Genomic DNA, 22,932 nt, shown 5'->3' on the forward strand with positions numbered 1-22,932 from the left:
ATTCCCTCCTTGACATTTGATATATGGAACAAAGCGTTCACAGAATCCATTTTGAAGACCGTAGCTCAACTGAATTTGAGCGGCTTGTATTTGCATTTCTCCTTCGGACTCAGGATTGGACAACATTAGAATGGCTTGGCGAGACCGGAGCAGACGGAGGTCGGGATATTTGGGGCATGCTATCAGGCGAAAGTTATTGTTACCAATGTGCCAACTATAGGGATATTTCCGTGAAGAAGGTTACCGATGACATTGATAAAATTATCAATAACGGCTATTCTCCGAACCATTTTATAGTGATTTGTGGAGGACGAGTAACTAATGAAAAGCGGAGAAAAATAAAGGAGCACGGAAAAAATGCCAAGATTTCGAAAACGAAAGTCTATAGTGGCGTAGAATTTGAAGAATTGTTACGAAATGAAACTCCAGTTCTTATTAAAAGGTTTGTACTTGGCGAAGCATTCCCTGAAATTTGCATCCCTGATTTTCAAAAAGTAAATACGGACATTACGTATCTTGTCAGATCCTTGTTCAAGGATTGGCTCTTTCACGAGATAATTCCAACAATTAAAACATTATACAGAATATATAAATATGTAAACCCATTTCAGCTCACCGTCACAGAAATGGTCTTTTTATTATTTGTATTTGAAGAAGTTGATTGCGATTTTTCGGAAATGGAGGACATCAACGAATTTTCATTCGATGATTTTATTCCATTTATTGCTGATCAGACCAATCGAGAATTTCCCGTTTTAGATGAAGCCGAAAGGAAAAGATATAATGCAAGATATTACATAAATGTGAATGAGAAAATACGCGGGTTTACCACAGATCAAATAATTAACACTTTTTTCTTCCGCGAAATCCGAACGCTTGATAATGGTGATGTTTTAGAAATATTCTTTAAAAAAGATCGCGATAGAAAGACAGAGCTTAGGATAGGAAAAAGCAGCCATAGCAAACGTGACACCCAAATCAGAAGTCAGTAAAGGGAGTTCGTATTCGACTTATTCCCTGTGCAAGACGAAATTACTTTTTTCAAGTTATTAAGCGGCAGGCTTTTCTGATAACAACGTCATAGCGTATAGATCCTGGTTTGGATCGAACCCGGACTGAAATATAAATCCGGACCGCCTCAAAACCTTACTCGCTGCATAATTTCTCCGGTTTACTACGGCAGCGACATTTTCAATTCCTTCCGCTTTTAAATACGCTATAACCAGTGGGAGTAAATTTGTCATCACAGCTTTCCCTTTTGCTGAGCCTTTTAGGTAAAACTCAATAAAAAAAGGATACCGCGATAGGGTATAATATTCTCTGGCTACTGCAGGAGGAATGATGTCGATCAGCCCGATCAGCCTCCCATTTTTTTTGGAAGTGATAAAGTGAACCCTGTTCCGTCCGGAATGAAAATTTATTATCGTACCCTGCAACCAGTTCTCCGCATGACTTATTGAGAGCAGTCGTTTTTCGGGGATATATTTCAATGTGTCTTCGTCTGAAAGTATCGCGAAAACTTCTGATACCAGTTCATCGTAGCGTTGGAGATCGTCCGGCCGAAATGGGTGAATTAACAGATTTTCATTTTCAAGATAGATTGATGGCATTTTATAAATTATTATTTCTTTTCGTCGCTGAACTTCATCTTAACACGAAATGCTGAAAATAGTTAATACCCGTTTAACATTTCAATCTTCCTAATATATTTTGTCAATTGTGGATTGCAGCATGTTCGTTCGCATTTCGCGGCTCTTAAAAATTTGATATCATTGCGCAAAACACTTTTTAAAGCTTCTTTTTTAGAATTTCTGAAATGTAGAATCCAATTCCATTACATACTTAATGGTATTTTATTAAAAGATTAAAAACGGCGAATTAATTAATGGACCTTTTATTTATCTCCCAATTTATCCACAAAGGCTACTTTAATGTTACTTCACAGATGAAAAAACATTTCACAAATACCATTTAGTATGTTTTTTTTTCGATAAATCGCACGTTAATCTAGCCCTTTAACGGAAAATTCTTTAATTTTAGCAGTGGCTGTTTTAATATCGCCTGCTAAGCGTAGCGATATTACGATAACCTCTTTTTCACCCGCTATTAATTTAATACTAAAAGTATACCCGGAACATTTTGTCGACGTATAGCACCCTTTCCGATCACGAATTAGTTCATTTACTACAAAATGGCGACAAAGATGCATTTGCCGAAATCTATGCCCGGTTCTTTGGGCTTTTGTATGTTCATGCCTATCGTAAGCTTGGAGACGAAGACGAAGCAAGTGACCTGATCCAAGAGCTCTTTGCCAGTCTATGGGAAAAACAACCTTCTCTAAGGGTTTCGGAAAATCTATCGTCTTATCTATACACCTCAGTGCGCAACAGGGTACTTAATCTTATTGAGCGCCGGAAGGTCAACCAGCGGTACATGTGTTCCCTTGCTGATTACTCCGAAACTGATCACAAATATGCAGATGAGAAACTACGGGAAAGCGAATTGCGACAGATGATAGAAAAAGAAATAAATTCATTACCTGAACAAATGCGCATTATTTTTCAGATGAGCCGACACGAATATCTTAGTTATAAAGAGATCGGTGAACGCCTCGAAATGTCGGAACAAGCCGTCAAATCGGTCATGAAACGCACTTTAAAAGTCTTGCGCCAACGGCTTGGCCTGTTTGTCTTTCTAATGATTTTCTTTCACCTGGTGTGATCCGAAAGGTTGAACCGCAAGTCTGCAGAAGCACGAAATCCAGCCACCATAACAGTATTAATATAGTTTGAAATTTATGTAAAGTTTTTTGCCCCCGACCTATTCGCTTCTTGTCTTAATGTTAGATAGTTATTAACGGTAATGAAAGAAAGCGACGCAAAGAAACTTCTTAGAAAATATAATGCCGGGATAGCGACCGAAGACGAACGTTCGATCGTTGAAGGGTGGTACAATAGCTCTGAATTTTTCGCTCCTGCACCGGATAATAACTCGATAGAAGCAGCGAACAAAAGGGTATGGAAAAGGATCGATGCTAAAAATAGTTCCCCGATCAAATTATTGGCCAGGATCGCCGCGGCCGCGTCCGTGCTGGTTATGTTATCCACCGGTGGATATTTCCTTTACCAGAGTGGTTCATCAAAAGAATCATTAACACAAGCAAGCATCGTCAAGCCCGGGCATGCTCAGGCCACACTCATCTTAGCGAATGGCCAGCATATCATCCTCTCCCCAAAACTTAAAGGCAATCTAGCAACACAAGGCAAAGTGGTGCTCCAGGCTAAGGGTATTAACGGTATCGCTTATTCCGTCAATGCTAAAACCAGTTCACCTGAAATATTTAACAAACTGGTCACAGGTCGGGGCGAGCAGTCGCCGTTCCCCATAACCTTATCTGACGGAACCAAAGTATGGTTAAATGCAGAATCTTCTTTGGTTTTTCCCGTGCAATTTAAAGGCAAAGAGCGAATTGTAAAATTAGAGGGGGAAGGTTACTTCGAGGTATGCCATGATAAATTACACCCATTCAAAGTCATTTCAAGAAATCAGGTTACTGAAGATATCGGCACAAAATTCAATATGAATGCTTACAAGGATGAGCCGGTTATCACGACAACTTTATTAGAAGGGGCTGTAAAGATCAATAACAACCTTATCATAAATCCTGACGAACAATCGAACCTTGATCAATCAGGAGCAATAATAGTTAAACGCACCGATGCTGAAGCTGCTATTGCCTGGAAAAATGGAAAATTCATTTTTCAAAGCGAGAATTTACACGCGGTAATGCGTAAGCTGGTCAGGTGGTATAATATCGAGGTGATCTACCAGGGAGATGTATTCCAAAAAAACATTACCGGTTCAGTGAGCAGGTTTGATGATATATCGAAAACCCTAAATAAAATAAGTTTTGCATCCGGCGTACATTTTAAAGTTGAAGGAAGGAGGATAACCGTGATCAACTAATACTTCTCCGATCAACAGTTTCCAGAAATAGCTTATCAACCCCTAAGGGCCATCAACTATTAAAGTAAGCGGGAGTGCTTCGACCTACCCCCGCTCATGTTTGGAACTGTCATTAAAACTCTTGTGAAATTGCTATTAACAATAACCAAACTGTCAAAATTAATGAAAATAAGTGACTTATCCAGATGCGGTCCGCCTGCTGCATTTTCCGCTCAATTGCTGAGAGTAATGAAAATAACAACATTCCTGCTGATCACTTTCCTTATCAACGTCAGTGCCGCCAGCCGCGCACAAATTACATTGGTTGGTAAGAAGATAACATTGCAAAACGCCTTAAATCAAATTCGCAAACAAAGTGGATATGATGTCATATTTACCGAACAGGATGTAGCGAGGGCACATCCATTCGACATAAGCCTGCGAAATGTCTCTCTGCAAAAGGCTTTATCAATTTGTTTTGCGGGGCAACCTTTAGATTATGCGGTTCAGGATAACACAGTAATGATCAAGGGTAAAACAGATCAGACTCCCGCTGTAAACGCGAGTTCTCGGCAAGTTTGGATTAACGTCCACGGTCGGGTATTAAATGATAAAGGTGAGCCGTTAAGCGGAGCGACCATCAAAACCAAAGGCGTTAGCTTAGCAACGTTAACGGATACTGACGGAAGGTTTTATCTTTCCAATGTCAATGCCGATGCCGTTTTAACTATTTCCTATGTCGGTTATGCCTCAAAAGAACTTATGGCTAAACAGGTGGACGACCACATTACACTTCAGCTTTCATCAACAAAATTAGATGAAGTGAAGGTAACGACCGCTTATGGGATAGAGCGAAATAAAAAAGAACTGGGTTATTCCGTGGCCACAGTTTCCGGTGCTGAAATAAACAAAGCCAATAGCGGAAACATTTTGAACGGCATCATCGGTAAGATCTCGGGGCTTAATATTGATGTTCAAAACTCCGCTATGACTCCACAGATCAAAGTGCTTCTGCGCGGCATCCGTTCATTTGGCGAAAACAGCAATAACTCACCGCTTTTTGTTTTAAATGGGGCCCCGCTATCTTTTGGATCAGATAATGAAGCTGCCAGCCGGGTAGCTGATTTCATCAATAATCTAAATCCATCTGATGTAGAAGATGTTACCGTTCTAAAAGGTGCTAACGGCACCGCGCTATATGGGCCGGAGGGCGTTAACGGCGTGATCATTATCACTACTAAAAAAGGTAAATCAGGCGAAACAGCCATAAATTTCCGCACAAATCTATCTTTTAACAAGCTTGATTTCAGTCATTTAAACAGACAAGATATTTTTGGCTTGGGAAATGACATTAATTTCAGCGGAGGTCAGGTGGCAAGCAACTGGGGCCCCGCTTACGATGGCAGGATAGTGTCCATCGGGTATCCAGATGAAAAGGGTAATTATCAAAAGGTTCCCTACATCCCACGTGATGATTACAAAAAGTTCTTTAATGTCGCACAAAATCAACGGTATAACCTATCGCTCGCCAGCGGCGAACGGAACAGTTCGTTTTATCTAGGCTTAGGTTACCTAGATCAGAAGGGATTATTGCCCGGAGATAAAAACAAACAGGCTACGGTATTATTATCTACCTCGCGGAAAATTAATTCCGCGCTAAACGTACTCTTTAACGTGAACTATTCACGAACCGACGTAAATAAATCGTTGCAGGATGTCACCGCCGAAGTCCTGACCATGCCAACGTTTATCCCTTTACTAGATTATAAAGATTATGTTAATAGTCATTGGGCGCAACCAGATAATTACTGGAACTTTATTAGTCCCTATCAGAGATTGGCGATAGCCCGCGAAAAAAAGCAGAATAATTCAGTGGCCGGAAACATTACTGTTAACCTGAAAATTGCCCAATGGTTGTCTGCAAAAAATGTGATTGGAATCAATTATGCAGACATAATAAGTAAAAAAACCTCCACAGGACTGAAGTTCGCGAACTATGCGAGGGTCAATGCACAAAAGTACGTCGACATTGATCCACATGTCCAGGATGAAATGCTCAGCTATAGCTCCATAAATAATGATTTCCTTTTAAGTGGTTTGCATACCACTGGAGATTTTGTCATTCGTTGGAATATCGGAAGCACATTAAGACAAAATTATAATAAAGGGCTTTTTACAGATGCTTCTCTCGTTGTACCTGTCTACAATCTTGCTTTTGTCAAAAACACGATAAAAGGGGAAGAAGGAACGACATTACAACGAAGTATCTCCGCACTCGGTACTACGTCGTTGGGCTATAAGGATAAAATATTTCTGGAATTTACAGGAAGAAACGAGTGGGACTCGAGGCGGGCTGAAATCGCAAGAGGTAAAGATTTGTATATCAGCGCCAATTCATCTATCCTCCTGAAAAAAATAATTCCTTATCTGGCCGAGCAAGATTGGCTGTCAGCAATGCAGCTACGATCATCCCTATCAAGTACAGCCAATATGAATATTGAGCCTCAGCAAAGTGAACGCATATTATCGCTGGTTCTTCCTTATCCATATACCACAAATTCTTCTTCCGGTGCGTTGCTTGGATTTGGAGGAGCTCCCCCCTCGAACTCATCAACATTGCTTGGCTACGGATTTACGATCGTCAACCCTAATCCGAATATAAAGCCCGAAAAAGTATTTTCACAGGAATATGGTATTAACGTCGGCTTACTTAAAAACAGGGTACAAATTGACGCGTCTTATTACCATCAGGTAAACGACGGTGTGATATTGCAAGTTGCGAATTCCTGGCTAAGCGGCTACCCAACTTTTGACAACGCAGGAAAATTTCAAAATACCGGTTGGGAATTTGACCTTAACTTTAATCCACTTGTTGACTTTGGGGATTTTAAGGTAGGGCTAAAAGGATACCTGGCGATCAATAACAACAAAGTACTCAAGGTATCAAGCATATATAATGGCAGGTTCCAAACGTCTGACCCTACCAGCGGCGTTACTTACTATGCCAGCGTTGGCCACAGTGCTTACGAATTTGCTATTTACGATTGGATCAGGGACCCCCAGGGTAGAGTGGTTGTTGATGCAAGCACCGGCTTACCTTCGGTTGACTATCAAAATCCGAAAGCAGAGGGCCGTACCTTACCGATTTATACAGGCTCTTTAAACTTAAATGTTTCGTGGAAAAGGTTCAACCTCTCAGCACTTGCAAACTACTCCGGCGGAAATGACCATTTGTTCAATACCCAGAACATTGCCAGCGGCGCTGATCCGCTTACGTTATTAAATAATCGAGAGAAATTCGTATTCCCAAATTCGGTCATACAGGATCGCCCAGGCCACTATATACCCAATACAAATGTCGCTGTTTCCAATATCGGACAAGATCTATTTACCAGGTTTTCGAATGTTACCAGGCATGGTTTAACCAACGCGGCTTACTGGAAGATAAGAGAAGTAGCATTACAATACGAACTGCCAGTCAGCGGGAAATTCATCAAGGGCTTATCCATAAGCATTTATGGGAGGGATTTATTCTCGTTTTATCCCTCGTCGAACATACATGGAGACCCTACGCAAGTTAATGGCCCCGCAGCTAAGAACAATAACACTTCTATCACAGCAATCGGTGGACGTACAACATCTAGTGTAAGCAATACATCAGGTGCCGGTTCCGACCCAAATACGCTTCCGGGTTCAAGGCTTTTTGGGATTGCGGTAGGTGCCAATTTTTAACAAAAAAAATAAACGAATTATGATACATAAATCTATCCGCTTATTGATTTTATTCATATCATTAAGTCTAATAATCACCCAGTTTGGGTGTAAAAAATACCTAGATGTAAACTATAATCCGCGAGAATTAACAGATAGTTCTGCGACGCCCGAAGTTATACTGCCGCCAATCATGAATCAGGTCGCTCTTGAGACTGATGACTTTGACAATCTTAACATGTGGATGGGGTATTGGAGCCCGACATTAGTTTCGCCAGGACAGCCATTTCTAACGTATAACAACGTGGAAACATCGCGCACCCCACCAGCGGAAATTATCTACCTGGATCAAAAATCAGAAAGGCTTGGTCAATATTTTTATCAGGGAATATCTAAGGTAATGAGAGCGCTAACCTGGAGTATGGCAGTTGACGAAATAAACAATATGCCTTACAGCGAAGCTTATAATTCCACGATACTTTTTCCAAAATATGATTCGGGACAGTCGATATACGAGGATCTAATGAATCAGCTTACGACGGCCAGTTCACTGATCAAAAATGCGGAAATCGCCAAGAACACAAATATTACGAATGCTGACATCGTTTTCCACGGCGACCGACTGAAATGGCTTCAGTTCATTAATACGGTCAAATTGAGGCTGCTGATTCATCAGGCCAATCTCCCAGGACGAGAAAGTTATATTTCGCAGCAGATCGCCATCATTAAAAACGAAAGCTCAGGCTTTCTGACCGTTGACGCTGCCGAAAACCCGGGATACGGTGTTAATAATAAAGTATCTGTTTATTACGGCCTCTATTCAAGCAGCAATACCCTTGGCGGTTTTAGAGGAGGAGATGTGTTAAATGGTGTTTCCAGTATAAACTTCGCGCATGCTAATGTGTATGCGATGAATCTGCTCAAAGCCAACGACGATCCCAGATTAGGGTTCTATTACAGTACCATTGACGCGCCTATTCCGGCGGGAGCAGCAGAACCTTTTCCTCAGCCCGGTAATCAAAATTTCCGCGGGAGTCAATTGGGTTTGGTAATCAATAGTGTTCAGTATCCTTATCAAAATTATGCTAACCTATCAGCAGTCGGAGGTTCACGTAACACAGGGGTAACGACACCATTCTCTTCGGGAATAATTAAGGGCAATGACATGAGCAATTGGATCCTGACCAGCATTGAAAGTCGATTTTTGCAAGCAGAGGCTATTTACCGCGGTTGGCTTCCGGGTTCCGCCGAAGACGCATATAAAGATGCTGTCCGCGAGACTTTCAGATGGTTAAATGTGGGACAAAACAGTTTAATAACAGCCGCGTCCGACGCGGCTTTCAATCAATGGTATGATTTAGAAGTAAGCAAGGCAAACCCGCAAGTGAGCTGGGCGGATGCGCCCGACAAATATAAATTGATCATGTTTCAAAAATACCTTGGATTGAACGGAATAGCCCCGCTTGAAACCTGGACAGATTATCGTCGTAACGGGCGTTTTCCAGATGTTCCTCTCAGTGTCGATCCATCCAGGGTGAGCAATACGCTTCCAATCCGTTTGCTTTACCCTCATGGTGAATATCAAAGAAATCCTGTTAACGTAAATGCGCAAGGTCAAATCAATATGTTCACAGGAAAAATATGGTGGATGCCTAATTAGTTTGAAGCATTAACCGAGATAGTTCGCATACCTGAGGAATTGACATCATTCAATCGAAGGTTATCAAAAACTAAAATATCCTGATATCTGATTTATAATTACAAAACGTAATAAATATGAAAAAGCTCCTTTTTTTATTGCTTGCTGTTCAACTACTGTCCGCTTGCCAAAAAAACATCATAGCCCCAGCCAATAGTGCAGGTACTAAATTAACCAAAACTATTACCACAAGCACATTGGCAGCCCGGGTAGATATAGTTCCTCTTAAGCTGGACAGCCTCTCCGGGATTAAAATAGTCCGGGAATATGTCCCGTTTACTAACATCGGGGCCAACGATAAATCCATAAAACCCACGCTGAGCGTAGCTACGAGTAACGGATTGTTCAAAACAACTTCCAAGTTCCGTAATGCAACTGATCACTAATTTAAAATAGAAAATATGAAGATATACATTCCCATACTGGCGATCGCCATCCTATTTTCGGGTTGCCTGAAGAGCAATGTTAAGTTCGACTATTCCGGTATTAAGCCCGTTATTATTAATCCCAAATCTAATTTTCCGGCGAGGGGAGCTTTCGCTCCGCCGATATTGGATAGTGCTTTCGGCGTAAAAACAATTCGTATTTATGCGAGGTATTCTTATCAGGCCCCCCCCGATAAGGATATTGCGGTAACATTTGCCGCGAACGATTCTTTAATAGCCGCATATAACCAGTCACAACCGATTAACTACAAAGCACTCCCTGCAGATGCTTACTCCCTGATAGAGAATAAGATTATTATAAAAGCCGGAACCACAGAGGGTTTTGTTCCAATAACGATAATTCCCGAAAGATTCAACGGCATCGACAACTATGCAATTGCATTTACAATAAAAGATGGTGCCGGCACAGTAGTCGCTGATAATTATAAGAGTATTGTATTCACCCTAAAGGGACATTAACAAACAACAGACATCGACAAAAAACTAATGATGAAATCAAATAAATGGTTTTATACGGGGTTGCTTTACCTGGTTGCAGGATTGAGCAGCGCTGTCAAAGCTCAGCAATTGCCCCTGGACAAAGCCGTGATTACCGGCAAACTGGCCAATGGCCTTACTTACATTATAAGAAAAAATGATTACGAAAAAGGCCGTGCATACCTGTCGCTTGTCAATAAGGTGGGTTCTGTACTGGAAACGGATAATCAGCAAGGACTGGCCCACTTTATGGAACACATGAATTTCAACGGCACTACCCACTATCCGCATGAAACATTGGTCAATTTTTTGCAGAAAGCTGGTGTAAGGTTCGGTGCAGATCTCAATGCGGTTACTTCTTTTGACGAAACCATATACCAATTACCGCTACCTATTGACCAGCCGGGAATGTTGAAGGATGGATTACAGGTCCTGCGCGACTGGGCACAGGGAGCATTACTGGACGGTAAGGAAATAGATCAGGAAAGAGGTGTAATATTAGAGGAAAAACGTCAACGCGCAGGAGTCAGCAGCCGTATTAACGAAAAGGTATTTCCTATATTGGCCAATAATTCCAGGTACAGCAGCCGTATGCCTATTGGGCTGGAACAGGTTCTTAAAGGATTCAACCATGATACACTTCGATCTTTTTTCAGAGACTGGTACCGGCCGGATCTTCAGGCCGTAATTGTCGTAGGGGATGTTGATGTCAACCAAACCAAGCGAATGATCGAACAGCTTTTCGGTGACCTTAAAAACCCTTCAAAAGAAAAGATCAGAACCGATTACAAGATTCCTTTAAATGGTCAAAAGCGTTTTTTAGCGGTTACAGATGATGAGCAGCCGCAAACAACTCTTCAAATTATTTTCAAATACCCTCATCATAAGCTGATCAGTAAAAGCGACTTCAAGTTCCATATAGTTAATGACCTGTTTAATCAAATGCTTGGTTATAGATTGCAGGATATAGGTACGGAGAATTCAGGTAACTATAATTCGGCATCGGCTCAATACAGCCCATTTATTGGTGACCTGGATGCCTTTCAGGCCAACATAACCGTTAATGACGACAAGCTCGGCGATGGAATAAAAGCATTTTGGTCGGTTATCAGTGAGATAAACGGGCAGGGCTTCAAAGAGTCAGAGTTTGAAATGGCTAAAGCAAATTATCAGGCAGCTATTCAGGCCGCACTTAAAGAGGCTAATAAGAACCCATCCCAATCTTATGCACAGGAATATACTAGACTCTTTTTGGATAATGAGGCTAGTCCGGGTATTGAAGAAGAGAGCAAATTAACAAATGAACTCTTAAAAACCATTAGTAATAACGATATCAAAACGTTTGCAACTGAAATTACAAGCGGAAAAGATCGTGATGTCATTATTACTGCGCCTTCAACACTAAAGGCAAAACTGCCCAGTGAGCAGCAGGTGGATTCCTGGCTAACTGAAGCCGCCAAGAGTAACGCAAAAGTTAATTCTTCGCAGGTTGTTAGTCAAGGCGCTTCCATATCTTCTGCACAGGAAATTGCAGGAGGTAAAGTGATCGCGAAAAGCAGTATACCGGAATTGAATGTTACATTACTTACTTTGAGCAACGGACTCAAGGTTATATTAAAACCAACTGAATTCAAGAACGATCAGGTCCTGTTTACAGGCATTGGAAACGGAGGGAGTTCAGTGTTGCCCGATCAGGATTTTCTTTCCGCCTCTCTCGCCCCTGGTATCGTTATGCAATCGGGGCTGGGCAATTCAACGCCAGCTCAGTTACGGGCTGAACTTAATGGCAAGCAGATATTCGTGGTCCCGGCTATCGAAGAGCGCGCAGCGAAGATTTCCGGTTCTACAAGTGTGACCGATCTGGAAATTGCGCTTAGAACTATCCGCCTTTACATGACTTCTCCTCGGAAGGATGAGCAGGTCTTTAAAGCGTTCAAAGATAAATTAAAGGCAAATCTAATCGCATCACAAAATAGTCCCCAAAAAGCTTATTTTGACACATTGAGCGCCGTTCTTTCTAATCACAATCCAAGGTCTAAATCCATATCATCGGAAGATATCGATAAACTGGACCTAGATAAATGTATCAACACCTATAAAGACAGGTTCAGCGATGCCTCAGCATTTACGTTCACATTTGTAGGAAACTTTCAACCTGAAACAATCACTCCGCTACTGGAAAAATATCTGGGCAGCCTGCCTGCCACTAATCGCGGTGAGCAAGCCCTTGACCTGAATAATCAAATCCCGAAAGGTGTTATTCAACGAACAGTCTACGCCGGGATAGAAAATATGACAACGGTTCAACTCTTCCTTGACGGCGATTATGAGTATAATCCCGTCAATAACATGCGACTTCAGGCGCTGAACGACATTTTGAATTTCAGACTATTGGAGAGATTACGGGAAAAAGAAGGCGGTGTATATTCTCCAAGAATCTCCATAAGCCTCAAACATAGCCCGAAACAACAATATGCCTTTTCAATCAATTTCACCTGCGCGCCCGAAAACTCCTTGTCGTTGATAGCCGCAGTCTGGGACGAGATCACCAAATTGAAAAATAATGGGCCCTCTAAAGATGACCTGTTAAAATCTGTAAAGGAAAACAAAGTCCAGAATAGCAGAAGTAAAATGACGAACGAATATTGGTTGACAAACCTATCATTTAAGTACCAGGAAAACTTAGACCCTAAATCTGTTTTAACTTACCAGACGATGTTGGACGAGCTGACAACAGAGCAGATACAAAAAGATGCACAAACGTATTTAAATGAAAAGAACTATGTCCGGGTACTACTGATGCCTGTGGCATTAAAACCCTAAAAATCTTCTACCCGATGAATAGTCAGTTAAGTTAATTTGAAAAAGGGGCTTCGGCCCCTTTTTTATGTCTACTCGGGTTTGAGTTTGTTAATTTAAATTGTTCAAATACCTTTTAAACTCCTGCAAAAACACAGTGTAGGATGATTTTCCGAACATTTTCCCCATATACCGCGCACCGGCATAACTGGCAGTAACATATTGCGAAATCTTTCCGGGGACCAAGTCTTTGTTTAATAGATCATGTTCCTGAGCTTTGATGATTGCCATCTCAATTTCCGTTTGCCATAGTACAATTACCCGGGTCAGCGCTTTTCGAAAAGCTTCATTTTGAGGAGCCATTTCTTCTATCAAGTTCACCGTAGGGCAACCGTACTCAACTTTGAAAAAATCATTTTCAAACAAAAGGCCTTTCATCATCTTATAAATATTGGTGCGAACATCTCCCGGTTTCTTTAAATGATTGCCTAGCAACGGGATCATGTGCGGATACATAAGTTCGTTAATCAAGGCTAGGCCCATCTCTTCTTTATTCTTAAAATGATAGAAAAAGGCCCCCTTGGTCACCTGGGTCGTGGCGATAATTTCATCGATGCTCGTTGCCTGGTATCCCTTCTGATAAATCAAGTCAAATGACTTTTGCAATATGTATGAGCGGGTTGTTTCGGCTCTTGACATAGATTATGGAATGATCTTTTATTGCAAACATAAAAAAAAGGAATAGTGTTAGCGTTTAAAATTCGAACGACATAGAAAAACCCCAATTTATCCTTAGCATTATGGCTCAATGTGCTGCTTAAAAAATTCTATCTATTTTAATAAAGCGAGGGTATGTGGATCCTTATTACCGTCGAAAAACTTCTTCAGTACAAGACCGAATACTTCATCAGACCCGGGAATACAGCTGAATAATGTCATCGAGGAACGTAGTTTCATATCATCCGGTGAACCAAAAATTATCCTTGCATCCGATCCGGACAGGTTGAGCAGTTCCCGACTAATTGCAATCAACCTTACACCCAATATTGGGTGAGCCAGATAAGCTTCAGCCTCCCTGATATCTTGTATACTATAACGCTTCGACATCTCTGAAAAACCCAGGCCATCGATCTGCGGAAAAATAAACCACATCCAGTGGCTTCGCTTTCTGCCACCCTTGATTTCTTTTAATGCATTCTGGTAAATGCCCTGCTGTGCTTTCACGAAATGACTAAGATTTTCTTGCGACATAATTTACAACTTAAAAAAGGCCCTGATAACCTAACTTTAAAATCCGGTCAAGGTTTACTAAATTAGAGGAAAGTGCTCTCATTAATCTTTTTTGAGAATGTATACAGATCAAACGATACTTTCCAAAGGCAAATATAGGTTTACGGCATTATGTCGCGTGCCTCCAGCTTATTTATTGAATATTCTCCAAAAGAAAAACAAGTCAGATTTCGAACTCTACGAATATGTGGAACGAAACCTCTCCGCAATTGAATCCCGTCAAAATGGTTCAGCTCAGAGTCCGGAACTAATATTGGAATGCAGTAAAGTTGTGTATCATTCAGAAAAAGCAGCCAAAGCAGCTTTACAAAAAATCCGAAACGATGATCACGATCATATCAAACCGATCCGTGCTTATGAATGTCAACTATGTGGCGGTTACCACCTGACCTCCTGGTCCGTTCAGCAATACCTCGAAAGTATTCCGGCTAGATAGACCATCCCTCAAATCCTGTCTTCACTAAATAGGCTTTCAAATTTACCCGCAGCCGGTGACAGATCATCCAGTATTGGGTATCACTTAAGTTTAGCGCGTGGCAAATTTCCGCCGCTTTTTGCTCTTCTATATATTTTAGAATAAAAACCTCACGCCAGACACCGGGTATCTTTTTTACACCCTTGCAAAGTACCGCCATAAACTCTTCTTTATCGAATTGCTCATCTGCATAAACCACGCTGCTTCTTTTATATTCCTCCGCGCTATTATCTTCGTGTTCCTTTATCGCAACATTTTTCAGCGAGTCGCTTAAGACTACGCGTTCATTTGCTTTTTTCCTGTAAACTAAAAATATTTTAATCTTTAAAATCCCGGTTAGCCAGGTCTTTTCACTACTGCGGTTTGAAAAAGTCGGGATCTGCTCAATGGCTGTCAGAAAGGTATCCTGGACCAAGTCTTTGACCAGATCCTCATCATTGATCTTACGCCGAGCATACTCATGGAGATAAACTGAATAACAATCGGACCACCGATCGGGCTCCAATTGGTTACCTAAAATTGGCTCATCTGAGGTTCCATCTGCGACCATGATCGTGTCAAAAATTGTTAAGGCTTTCGTTTAGACAAATGAAAAAATGCCTCTGATACATTTAGCATTCCAAACAATAAAAGCGATGACCGGCAATGAAACACAATTTAAATCATCAACACAAAATCAAAACAACACTGCTAAAACAAGCAGCAAACAACAGGTCATTCGCTTTTATTGCTACTCTCACAAGGTTCCCTGTAAGAATTTTGGATATTGCTATTTGCAATAACCAAAGATACCAATTAGTATTTATTCAGCACTACTCTGCGCCATTTATGACGAATAAGTGAGATAAAAGGGGTTTTCCACCGATTAAAATATTATAGAGTCTGTTACGGTGATTTGGGGAAAGTTATCAAATGCATTCAAAGGATCCTTAGGCTGATAACCTGTGTTGTATTCGGGATAAGCAACTTGATTTAAATATCGTCCCTCTCCTTACGGGAGGGACGATATTTAAATCGGATTATTTCAAAAAGCTATTAACCTGTTTGGCAAAATCCTGGCTGTACTGAAACAAGCTACCGTGGCCGGCATCCGGATAAATGATCATTTTAGCATTTGGCATGTGTGTCACCATTACCAGTGAATTGGAAGGAGGATCCATTCTATCATGGGCTCCGTTAACTATCAGCACCGGGATCGTAATTTTCTTTATGGCGTTGAAACTCGCATCTTTTTCAGCTGTATAGTCCTGAATCGCTTTATTCTGAGCCAATATGGCTGGAACTTTGGTGTCCGGATCACGGTCTACTTTGCGTTCCTGAATGCGTTTCCAAAAGGCTTTACTTTCCTTAATTCCATTATCTGTACCTGTAAAGAACAAAAACTCGCGCATCTGTTCAGCTGTCTTCTTTTCTTTATTTTCGATGACCGGCGTATTATCAGCAATATCCCCTCCGCGAGGCGCTGTACCTGAAAGAATCAGCCTTCGCAAAAGTCCGGGATGATCGATGGCAATCTGCTGACCGATAAAACCGCCCATGGAGAAACCAAGCAGATCGACTTTCTGATATCCAAGTGCTTTGATAAAGGCCACCGCATCTTCTGACATTTGTGTAATGCTTGACGGCGTTTCACCGCCGGAACCGCCGACGCCTTTATTGTCAAAAATAACCACTAGGTGCGTTTTGGCCAGTTCGTTGGTCAGCGAAGGATCCCAGTCGTCCATCGTTCCCACGAAGTGCGGAAGTAAAACCAAAGGAAGTCCGGATTTCTGCCCGTAAGTGCGGTAGGCATATTTTATTCCGTTTACAGTTAAAAACTTTGTTTTAGCGGTCTGGTGCAGCCCCTGGGCTTGCAGGTTACCGGCCAGCAGGAAATACGCCGCGATAAAGGATAATATCGTCTTAGTTTTCAGCATTTTGATGATGTGGTTCATGTCTGATTATTTTGATTGTAAATCGTTAGCCTGTATTGGCTAACATGTTTAAAAGTGGATGTACGCGCTATGTAATTAAGAGTTAAAAAGTCAGGCAAATCTGTTTTGATCGTCGCGGCTTCCAATACCCAATCCTTGTTACATTCGCAGTATAGCGGATAAACCTTGCCGACACATGTTGATCGCCCTACGCGGACCTTATTTCTTAAATCAAGCGCTTTCTATAAATTCTACAACGTCAGCTGCATTGTGATTACCCGAGCAGTTTGTGTGGAACGGCAATTACTTCTTCTGTTATGGGCTATAATTTAAGAGGCTTTCTTTAAAAAAACATCGCCATATTTCGGTCGTCCTTCCAACAGTGATCAGCTGTAATGAAAGACGATAGGTAGCCTATGCCCCCAGTTTTTGTAAAATAATTCAGTGCCTGCTGTTAATGTGATTTTCATATTCGTGATGGGTGTTAAGTGAATTAATTACTCTGATTTAATTATCATCAGCATATATGGGTTTGCGAAGATCATACCAGGGCACAGGTATTTAAAAATCAATTAGTTATTAGAAATCGACCGAATTTCTAAACGTTATCTCGTTAATATGCGAAAGCTTTTCGCTATCTCGATTGTAAGAAGTTAACAGGTGGCACTGGGTATGAGAATGGATTTTCGTGCTGCGTGACGAATTCGCGCGATCGTGAATTATAACCGAAATATTGCCGCACCCAGGTTACTTATTATTAGCTTTGTTATTGCGATATGCAATAACAAATATTGCATATTCAAGCATCAATTGAATGGAAGCTATATTAAGATCTGACTGTCCAATAAGTTACGCACTCGACCTCTTTGGTGACAAATGGTCACTGCTGATCCTGAGGGATATTATGTTTTTCGATAAGCACACTTATTCGGAATTCCTCAATTCGAATGAGAAGATCGCGACCAATATTGCACGCGACCGCCTGGTCAAACTGACACAAAATGGTTTTATTTCTAAAGGAGATAATCAGCAGCGACACTGGAACAGACCTTATTACCTGACTGAAAAGGCGATTTCTTTAGTTCCCGTAATGGCAGACCTCACGCAGTGGGGCGCATTGTTTGGACATACTGGCGGTATGGAAAAAATGATTGCCCAATTTAGGGGAAACCGCAACAAAGCAATTGCCCAATTACAGACGCGACTGCGTGAGAAAATTGAAGTGTTGTCTGAATCCGGAATTTAGGCTGCCGAAACTCAACTGTTTTCGAAGACCCAATAGCGCGGATTTCCCGATTGCTTTCTCAGAAAAATTAACGCCCTTTTTATAAAGAAGCTAGCTAAGCCCTATTTAACTGATCCTTGTAATCGTCATCATTGGGATAGGAAACGAAATATTTTATGAATCCGGACATAGCTCTTTTGAACTCTGAACAATTCCTATCAAATAATTCAGAATAGTCCAAGTCTTCATTAATGAAAATATGATCCAGATCGGCAATCTTGTATTCAAGCGCGCTTATAGTCTCATGCTTTTGAGTTCCAAAAAAGTAACTATCAAATTCTATCAGGACATTTTTTCTAGACGCGAGTGCAAGTTCCCCGCCCATCGTTATAAGAAATTCACGGAAATTAGTAAGTTCCGCGATTTTATTTCGATACCTGAATTCTTCGGCAAGGGATTCCAAACGTTCCTTATGCGTTAAAACGCCTTTATTTAATGCATACGCCAATTGCTGAGACTCTGAATAAAGGCTGTTTGGAGACACATAAATTTTATCCTCCGATGTGTTAAGATTTTCACATACAATTCCCGAAATGCCACCTATAGATCTTTTTTCAACTTTTTTCAGCGTGGGCAGCCCGAGTTCTTTAATGATCCGGTGGTTAATGATGAACTTTTCAATCGTCGAATCAGAAACGCCTTTCGGAATTCTGAAAATTTCATTTTGATTATCTAATTTATTGACCGTCCAGATTGCTCCTTCGCCGATGAATTCCATAATAAATTCGTTTGACTACCCAGAAAATGAGTCTGATTGTTTGCAATAATTTGAATCAACTGTTATGCCGGATCACATCACTAATCCTAACGCTTCGTGATATTCATCGTACGAAAATTTATCATGAAATTTTGTGTAACCGTCCATGAATTCTCCTTTGTAATATCCGCGTAATTTGTTTATACCCGAAGTTTTCTGGACAACAATGAAGCTGCCCTTTAAAAATCTTCGTACCTGTACCCCTTCTACCTCGCGATTAATCTCACCTTCCTCATCGTAAAGTAAGCCGGCAAACTGGAAATTATGGTCTGCAATATATTCTTCTTCTCCATCTTCATGTTTTTTGGTGTATGGCTCCGTTTCTGCGATTACTATCCGAAAATATGACCACTCCGCATTACCTAGGCTTTTAAATATCAGTTTCTCAATTTTTATCAGATCATCGCCATTCAAAATGAATATTTCGCTTACTTCGTTATACTGTATACTTTCCATATCATCGCCACCACCGGTAGGAAAGAAAAAATGATTCAGGTTGTCATAATTTGTTAGCACTTCCAATACCTTTAGTATCTGCCACGGATCGGTCCATTCACAATGAATGGGTATACCGTGTGGAAATATGGCGTTTAAAGCGTCCTCCCACTCAAAAGGATTTCGCACTTTAAAATTATCGTTTGAGCTTAGCCAGAGTTCTAAAAGATCATGGAATTCCTGAGCGGTGGGTCGCTTTGCCGGATCATTATCAGTAGATTCTTTAAGCAATAGATCCAAAATAACTGTTGAGTGGTAATAAAACTGACCAGCATTTGTCATTTTATTGATCATCAATTCGACAAAGTTTTCAAGGGAGATATTGCTTTTGGGGATATACTGGCCTTCAAAGCCGAAGGGTTTACGGGTAATTAATATCCAGAGCGTTTTCGCCATTGAATAAACATCTGCTTTCTTGAATTCAGCGGTAGATGATGTACGCTGCATTTCAGGCGCTATGGTCCACGCCGGACCAATCTTCTCGTTATTACCCGATCGCGGGGTTTTATCCGGGAAACTGACTAACCCAAAATCTGTAATTACAGGATCCTCTCCTATAAACATCATATTATTCGGTTTGATATCCCGATGAGTAAATCCCTTTTCGTGCAAATCCGCAACGGCTTTGGCGATTTTTAGAAATGCTTTAAACAAATGCTCATCATCTTTCCCCGCTAACTTTTTTTCAAAGGGGATACCAATAGGCATAGTGTAATAGGGTAAATCCTGTTTGCGTGGATTTTCGGGAATGTATGCATCCAGCAGAGTCACTACGCCAGGAATAGGTCCCAGCTGCTTTAATGCCGCTATCTCATCGCTAAATCTCGCGTATGATGAAGTTCTAGAAAAGTCTTTTAATGTTTTTAAGGCAAATCTGTCTTTTCCCAAAGCGACTTCATAAACTATTCCATTGCCGCCTTTTCCAAGTGTTTTAATTGTTCTGTAACTACCTATTCTTTTCATGATAATATGTAAAGGTTTTGGTTGTGAAATAAAGAAAAAAACACGATTTAATTTAATCACGAGAAAATATGGCCCATCAATGCTCAAGTCGAATTATTTGCAGGGATAAGAATCAACGCAATGACTAGGACTTAGCCTGTAAGACGCGCGCTCTGCGAGCTTGTGTCTCATTAAAGTCATATAAAGCATCGTCCAATTTTAAACGTCGGTAACCGCTAAGTTCCTTTACAAATCCAGCCAATTGGCGTGTATAGTATGTTCTCCCCAGCTTTGCCTCCAGCTCTGCTTGAATGTTCCACAAATTCTGAACTACATCGCTCATTTTTAGTTTTAGTTCAACCATTCTTTGAAATTCCATCCCCTCGTTTTTGATAGCCATCGGGATTTTTTTATAAGGAATTAGATTCTGCGTTAACTCGATCTTATCAGCCTCTTTTCCTTTCAGTCTGAAGCCTGATTTTTTTGCGACACGGAGCGACGCTTCAAAATTCAACGCTCCGATCATGTCCTTTTCTATCGTAATCCTTTGCTTTCTGCGGCTGCGTGACAGATGAGGTAGAATGGCTTCTTTCAATGCTTTTCCTAAATAGCCCTTTTTCCTGCTGCGCGGTTCGATATACCAATGGAGATCACCTATCATATCGTAAACTGCACCAATATACTTTCCTTTTCCGTTCCCTATAAAATAAAACTGCTTTGGCGAAATATCACCTGGTCGCTTATAGTTGAGATCATCCCAAACCAGGCCATAATGCACGTTTGTAGCTATCGGTTGTTCGGCAATAAATATTGTTTTGTCCGGCCTATTCATGGCCTTGACAATCTGGGCTATAACCTGGTCAGTCATCTTAATTTTGTTTTTTTTGCTCGTAAATGGCTCCATGCAAGATAATTAAATGGCGCAAAATTTTACTCCTCCTTGTAATGGCTTATTAAGAGAAAATATGCCGTTACCTTCGGCCCAGGCTATCCATTACAATCTTTCTTAAAAAGGATTTCCATTGCTATCCTTATCGGTTCAATGGCATTTTTTCATTAATCATCTATTTTTTTTAAGTCGAAACGGGTAAAAAGCGCAGCTAAAATCACGCCCGTAGTAGTTTTTTGGTTAAAGAAAGACTACGGCATAATTCAGTCATTCGTTCCTCATTCCTTCAGCCTGCGGCACTTATTCCGTTTCCTTTCTTTTCCGGACAGGCGTTTCGATTTGCTTTCTTTTTTCCCTTTTTCTTTTGAAAAAAATCATCCCAAAAGTCACGGCGAGGAAAGGAAAGCGAAACAAAATTTATTCATCTAAAAATTAACATCATGGCACACAACATCAATTTTAACGAGCAAACAGGCAAACGCAGTTTTTTCAGCGTAAAGGAAAAAGCATGGCACGGATTAGGGCAGATCGTAGAAGAATACCCTACAAGTAAGGAAGCATTGCAGTTCGCAGGACTTGACTTTCAGGTGGAAAAATGGCCCTTATTCGCCTACGACCCTAAAGGGTTATCGTCTGATGAACAGCATATCGCAAACCGATTTGCTACCGTACGCACCGATAACAATACCGTTTTGGGCGTGGTGGGCAACGACTACAGTATCGTACAAAACACTGATGCATTCAGCTTTTTTGATGCCATCGTTAGCGGCGACGGAATGCAATACGAAACCGCGGGGGCTTTAGGAAACGGTGAACGCATCTTTATCACCGCCAAATTACCCGGCTATATCAAAGTAGGCAGCGACGATTTTATTGAGAAATATCTTTTCCTGACCACTTCGCACGATGGATCGGGCAGTATCACCGCAGCGTTCACCCCGGTAAGGATCGTTTGCCAGAATACCCTCGGGGCTGCGCTCCGTAACAGCTCCAATACGATCAAGATCAGGCATACCGCCAATGTTGAGGACAGGCTGAAGGAAGCCCACAAGGTTATGGGTATCTCTAACAAAATGGCCGATGAACTGGACGGTATTTTTAATCAATGGTCTAAAGTACGCATTACCGACAAGGAGGTAATGAAACTCATTCAACAGGCAATGGCACCAAGCAAGGATGTTTTAAAGAGCCTCAAAACAGGTGAAGAACTTTCGACCGTGTTCAAAAACATCTGCGATAACGCATTTATGTACGCTATGGCAAGCCCGACCCAACAGACTGAAACCACCAAAGGCACTTTGTTCGGTGCATACAATGCCATCACTGGCTATTTCCAAAACGTCAAGGAATACAAGGACGATGAAGCCAAAGTGAAATCCATCATCGGTGGTACAGGTCAGTTACGCACACAAGCTGCATTTGACCTCTGCCTCGGCTATGCCAAAGACGGTGCGAATGCTTTGAGCTAAACTAATAATCATCTGGGGGAGCAATCCCCCTCATTTTAAAACCATAGCAGATGGAAACAAATAAAAAAATACCTAAATGGGTAATAGCGGAAGCCGTAACAGATTGTAATGATGTCCACGAGTTTGCCCAAAAATACCGCAAACCAAAACGCTTTACCGGACAGGGCGAAGCTTATGTCCAGGTGGTAATGAGCAGCCATTTATGGGATATTGAAAGGCAAGGTTACACAAGTATTTCACATCATGACAACATCACAGGCAGGATGCTAAACTATATCCCAAAGGATTCAACGCGAAACCCAACCGAATTACAAGATACAAACCTTTAAAACGATCAAAC

Annotated in this window: 20 protein-coding genes; 12 read left to right on the plus strand and 8 right to left on the minus strand. The window is 41.2% G+C overall.

Annotation, left to right across the window (positions count from 1 at the left end; genetic code table 11):
* Positions 1-23 precede the first annotated feature (23 nt).
* Positions 24-992 (plus strand): hypothetical protein, encoded by a 969-nt coding sequence (locus SNE26_RS23825; protein WP_321556356.1) that lies wholly within the window; start codon positions 24-26, stop codon positions 990-992.
* Positions 993-1,049: 57 nt separating this feature from the next.
* Here SNE26_RS23825 and SNE26_RS23830 read toward each other — a convergent pair whose 3' ends face one another.
* Positions 1,050-1,610, minus strand: a complete 561-nt coding sequence (locus tag SNE26_RS23830) for a GNAT family N-acetyltransferase (RefSeq protein ID WP_321556357.1) — start codon at positions 1,608-1,610, stop codon at positions 1,050-1,052.
* Between the two features lie 529 nt (positions 1,611-2,139).
* On the opposite strand from SNE26_RS23830, the gene SNE26_RS23835 reads away from it, so the two are divergent.
* The 7 genes from SNE26_RS23835 (at position 2,140) to SNE26_RS23865 (ending at position 13,101) form a co-directional block, all read left to right on the plus strand.
* Entirely contained in the window at positions 2,140-2,721 is a 582-nt protein-coding gene (locus tag SNE26_RS23835; protein ID WP_321556358.1) for an RNA polymerase sigma-70 factor, read from the plus strand.
* A gap of 141 nt (positions 2,722-2,862) precedes the next feature.
* Positions 2,863-3,966 (plus strand): FecR domain-containing protein, encoded by a 1,104-nt coding sequence (locus SNE26_RS23840; RefSeq protein ID WP_321556359.1) that lies wholly within the window; start codon positions 2,863-2,865, stop codon positions 3,964-3,966.
* 162 nt (positions 3,967-4,128) lie between these two features.
* Complete coding sequence (locus SNE26_RS23845) at positions 4,129-7,677, plus strand: SusC/RagA family TonB-linked outer membrane protein (RefSeq protein ID WP_321556360.1); 3,549 nt, start codon at positions 4,129-4,131, stop codon at positions 7,675-7,677.
* Between the two features lie 19 nt (positions 7,678-7,696).
* Entirely contained in the window at positions 7,697-9,316 is a 1,620-nt protein-coding gene (locus tag SNE26_RS23850) for a SusD/RagB family nutrient-binding outer membrane lipoprotein (protein WP_321556361.1), read from the plus strand.
* A gap of 116 nt (positions 9,317-9,432) precedes the next feature.
* A complete protein-coding gene (locus tag SNE26_RS23855) occupies positions 9,433-9,741 on the plus strand; it encodes a hypothetical protein (protein WP_321556362.1) in 309 nt (102 codons plus the stop codon).
* A 15-nt stretch (positions 9,742-9,756) separates the two neighbouring features.
* Positions 9,757-10,260, plus strand: coding sequence for a DUF1735 domain-containing protein (locus tag SNE26_RS23860; protein ID WP_321556363.1), 504 nt, complete (start codon positions 9,757-9,759; stop codon positions 10,258-10,260).
* 27 nt (positions 10,261-10,287) lie between these two features.
* A complete protein-coding gene (locus tag SNE26_RS23865; protein WP_321556364.1) occupies positions 10,288-13,101 on the plus strand; it encodes an insulinase family protein in 2,814 nt (937 codons plus the stop codon).
* Positions 13,102-13,188: 87 nt separating this feature from the next.
* Here the strand turns inward: SNE26_RS23865 and SNE26_RS23870 are convergent, their stop codons facing one another.
* Complete coding sequence (locus SNE26_RS23870; RefSeq protein ID WP_321556365.1) at positions 13,189-13,776, minus strand: TetR/AcrR family transcriptional regulator; 588 nt, start codon at positions 13,774-13,776, stop codon at positions 13,189-13,191.
* A gap of 132 nt (positions 13,777-13,908) precedes the next feature.
* Entirely contained in the window at positions 13,909-14,328 is a 420-nt protein-coding gene (locus SNE26_RS23875) for a DUF1810 domain-containing protein (protein ID WP_321556366.1), read from the minus strand.
* 97 nt (positions 14,329-14,425) lie between these two features.
* Between SNE26_RS23875 and SNE26_RS23880 the strand changes: the two genes are divergently transcribed.
* On the plus strand, positions 14,426-14,803 hold the full coding sequence (locus tag SNE26_RS23880; protein WP_321556367.1) for a hypothetical protein: 378 nt from the start codon (positions 14,426-14,428) through the stop codon (positions 14,801-14,803).
* On the opposite strand, the gene SNE26_RS23885 is transcribed toward SNE26_RS23880, so the two are convergent.
* Together SNE26_RS23885 and SNE26_RS23890 are read right to left on the minus strand one after the other, a co-directional pair.
* Positions 14,796-15,392, minus strand: a complete 597-nt coding sequence (locus SNE26_RS23885) for a sigma-70 family RNA polymerase sigma factor (protein WP_321556368.1) — start codon at positions 15,390-15,392, stop codon at positions 14,796-14,798. The two genes, SNE26_RS23880 and SNE26_RS23885, sit on opposite strands and share 8 nt — an antisense overlap.
* 469 nt (positions 15,393-15,861) lie before the next feature.
* A complete protein-coding gene (locus SNE26_RS23890) occupies positions 15,862-16,776 on the minus strand; it encodes an alpha/beta hydrolase (RefSeq protein ID WP_321556369.1) in 915 nt (304 codons plus the stop codon).
* Positions 16,777-17,569: 793 nt separating this feature from the next.
* On the opposite strand from SNE26_RS23890, the gene SNE26_RS23895 reads away from it, so the two are divergent.
* The gene (locus SNE26_RS23895) at positions 17,570-18,001 is read left to right on the plus strand and encodes a helix-turn-helix domain-containing protein (RefSeq protein ID WP_321556370.1); all 432 of its coding nucleotides are present in this window, start codon (positions 17,570-17,572) and stop codon (positions 17,999-18,001) included.
* A gap of 94 nt (positions 18,002-18,095) precedes the next feature.
* On the opposite strand, the gene SNE26_RS23900 is transcribed toward SNE26_RS23895, so the two are convergent.
* From SNE26_RS23900 to SNE26_RS23910, 3 genes are all read right to left on the minus strand, one after another.
* Positions 18,096-18,758, minus strand: a complete 663-nt coding sequence (locus SNE26_RS23900; RefSeq protein ID WP_321556371.1) for a hypothetical protein — start codon at positions 18,756-18,758, stop codon at positions 18,096-18,098.
* Positions 18,759-18,830: 72 nt separating this feature from the next.
* Entirely contained in the window at positions 18,831-20,255 is a 1,425-nt protein-coding gene (locus SNE26_RS23905) for a protein kinase (RefSeq protein ID WP_321556372.1), read from the minus strand.
* 124 nt (positions 20,256-20,379) lie between these two features.
* A complete protein-coding gene (locus SNE26_RS23910; protein ID WP_321556373.1) occupies positions 20,380-21,138 on the minus strand; it encodes a GNAT family protein in 759 nt (252 codons plus the stop codon).
* 425 nt (positions 21,139-21,563) lie between these two features.
* Between SNE26_RS23910 and SNE26_RS23915 the strand changes: the two genes are divergently transcribed.
* On the plus strand, positions 21,564-22,592 hold the full coding sequence (locus SNE26_RS23915; protein ID WP_321556374.1) for a DUF932 domain-containing protein: 1,029 nt from the start codon (positions 21,564-21,566) through the stop codon (positions 22,590-22,592).
* A 50-nt stretch (positions 22,593-22,642) separates the two neighbouring features.
* Complete coding sequence (locus tag SNE26_RS23920; RefSeq protein WP_321556375.1) at positions 22,643-22,921, plus strand: hypothetical protein; 279 nt, start codon at positions 22,643-22,645, stop codon at positions 22,919-22,921.
* The last annotated feature ends 11 nt before the right edge of the window (positions 22,922-22,932 follow it).

The organism is Mucilaginibacter sp. cycad4, assembly GCF_034263275.1.
Classification (GTDB): domain Bacteria; phylum Bacteroidota; class Bacteroidia; order Sphingobacteriales; family Sphingobacteriaceae; genus Mucilaginibacter.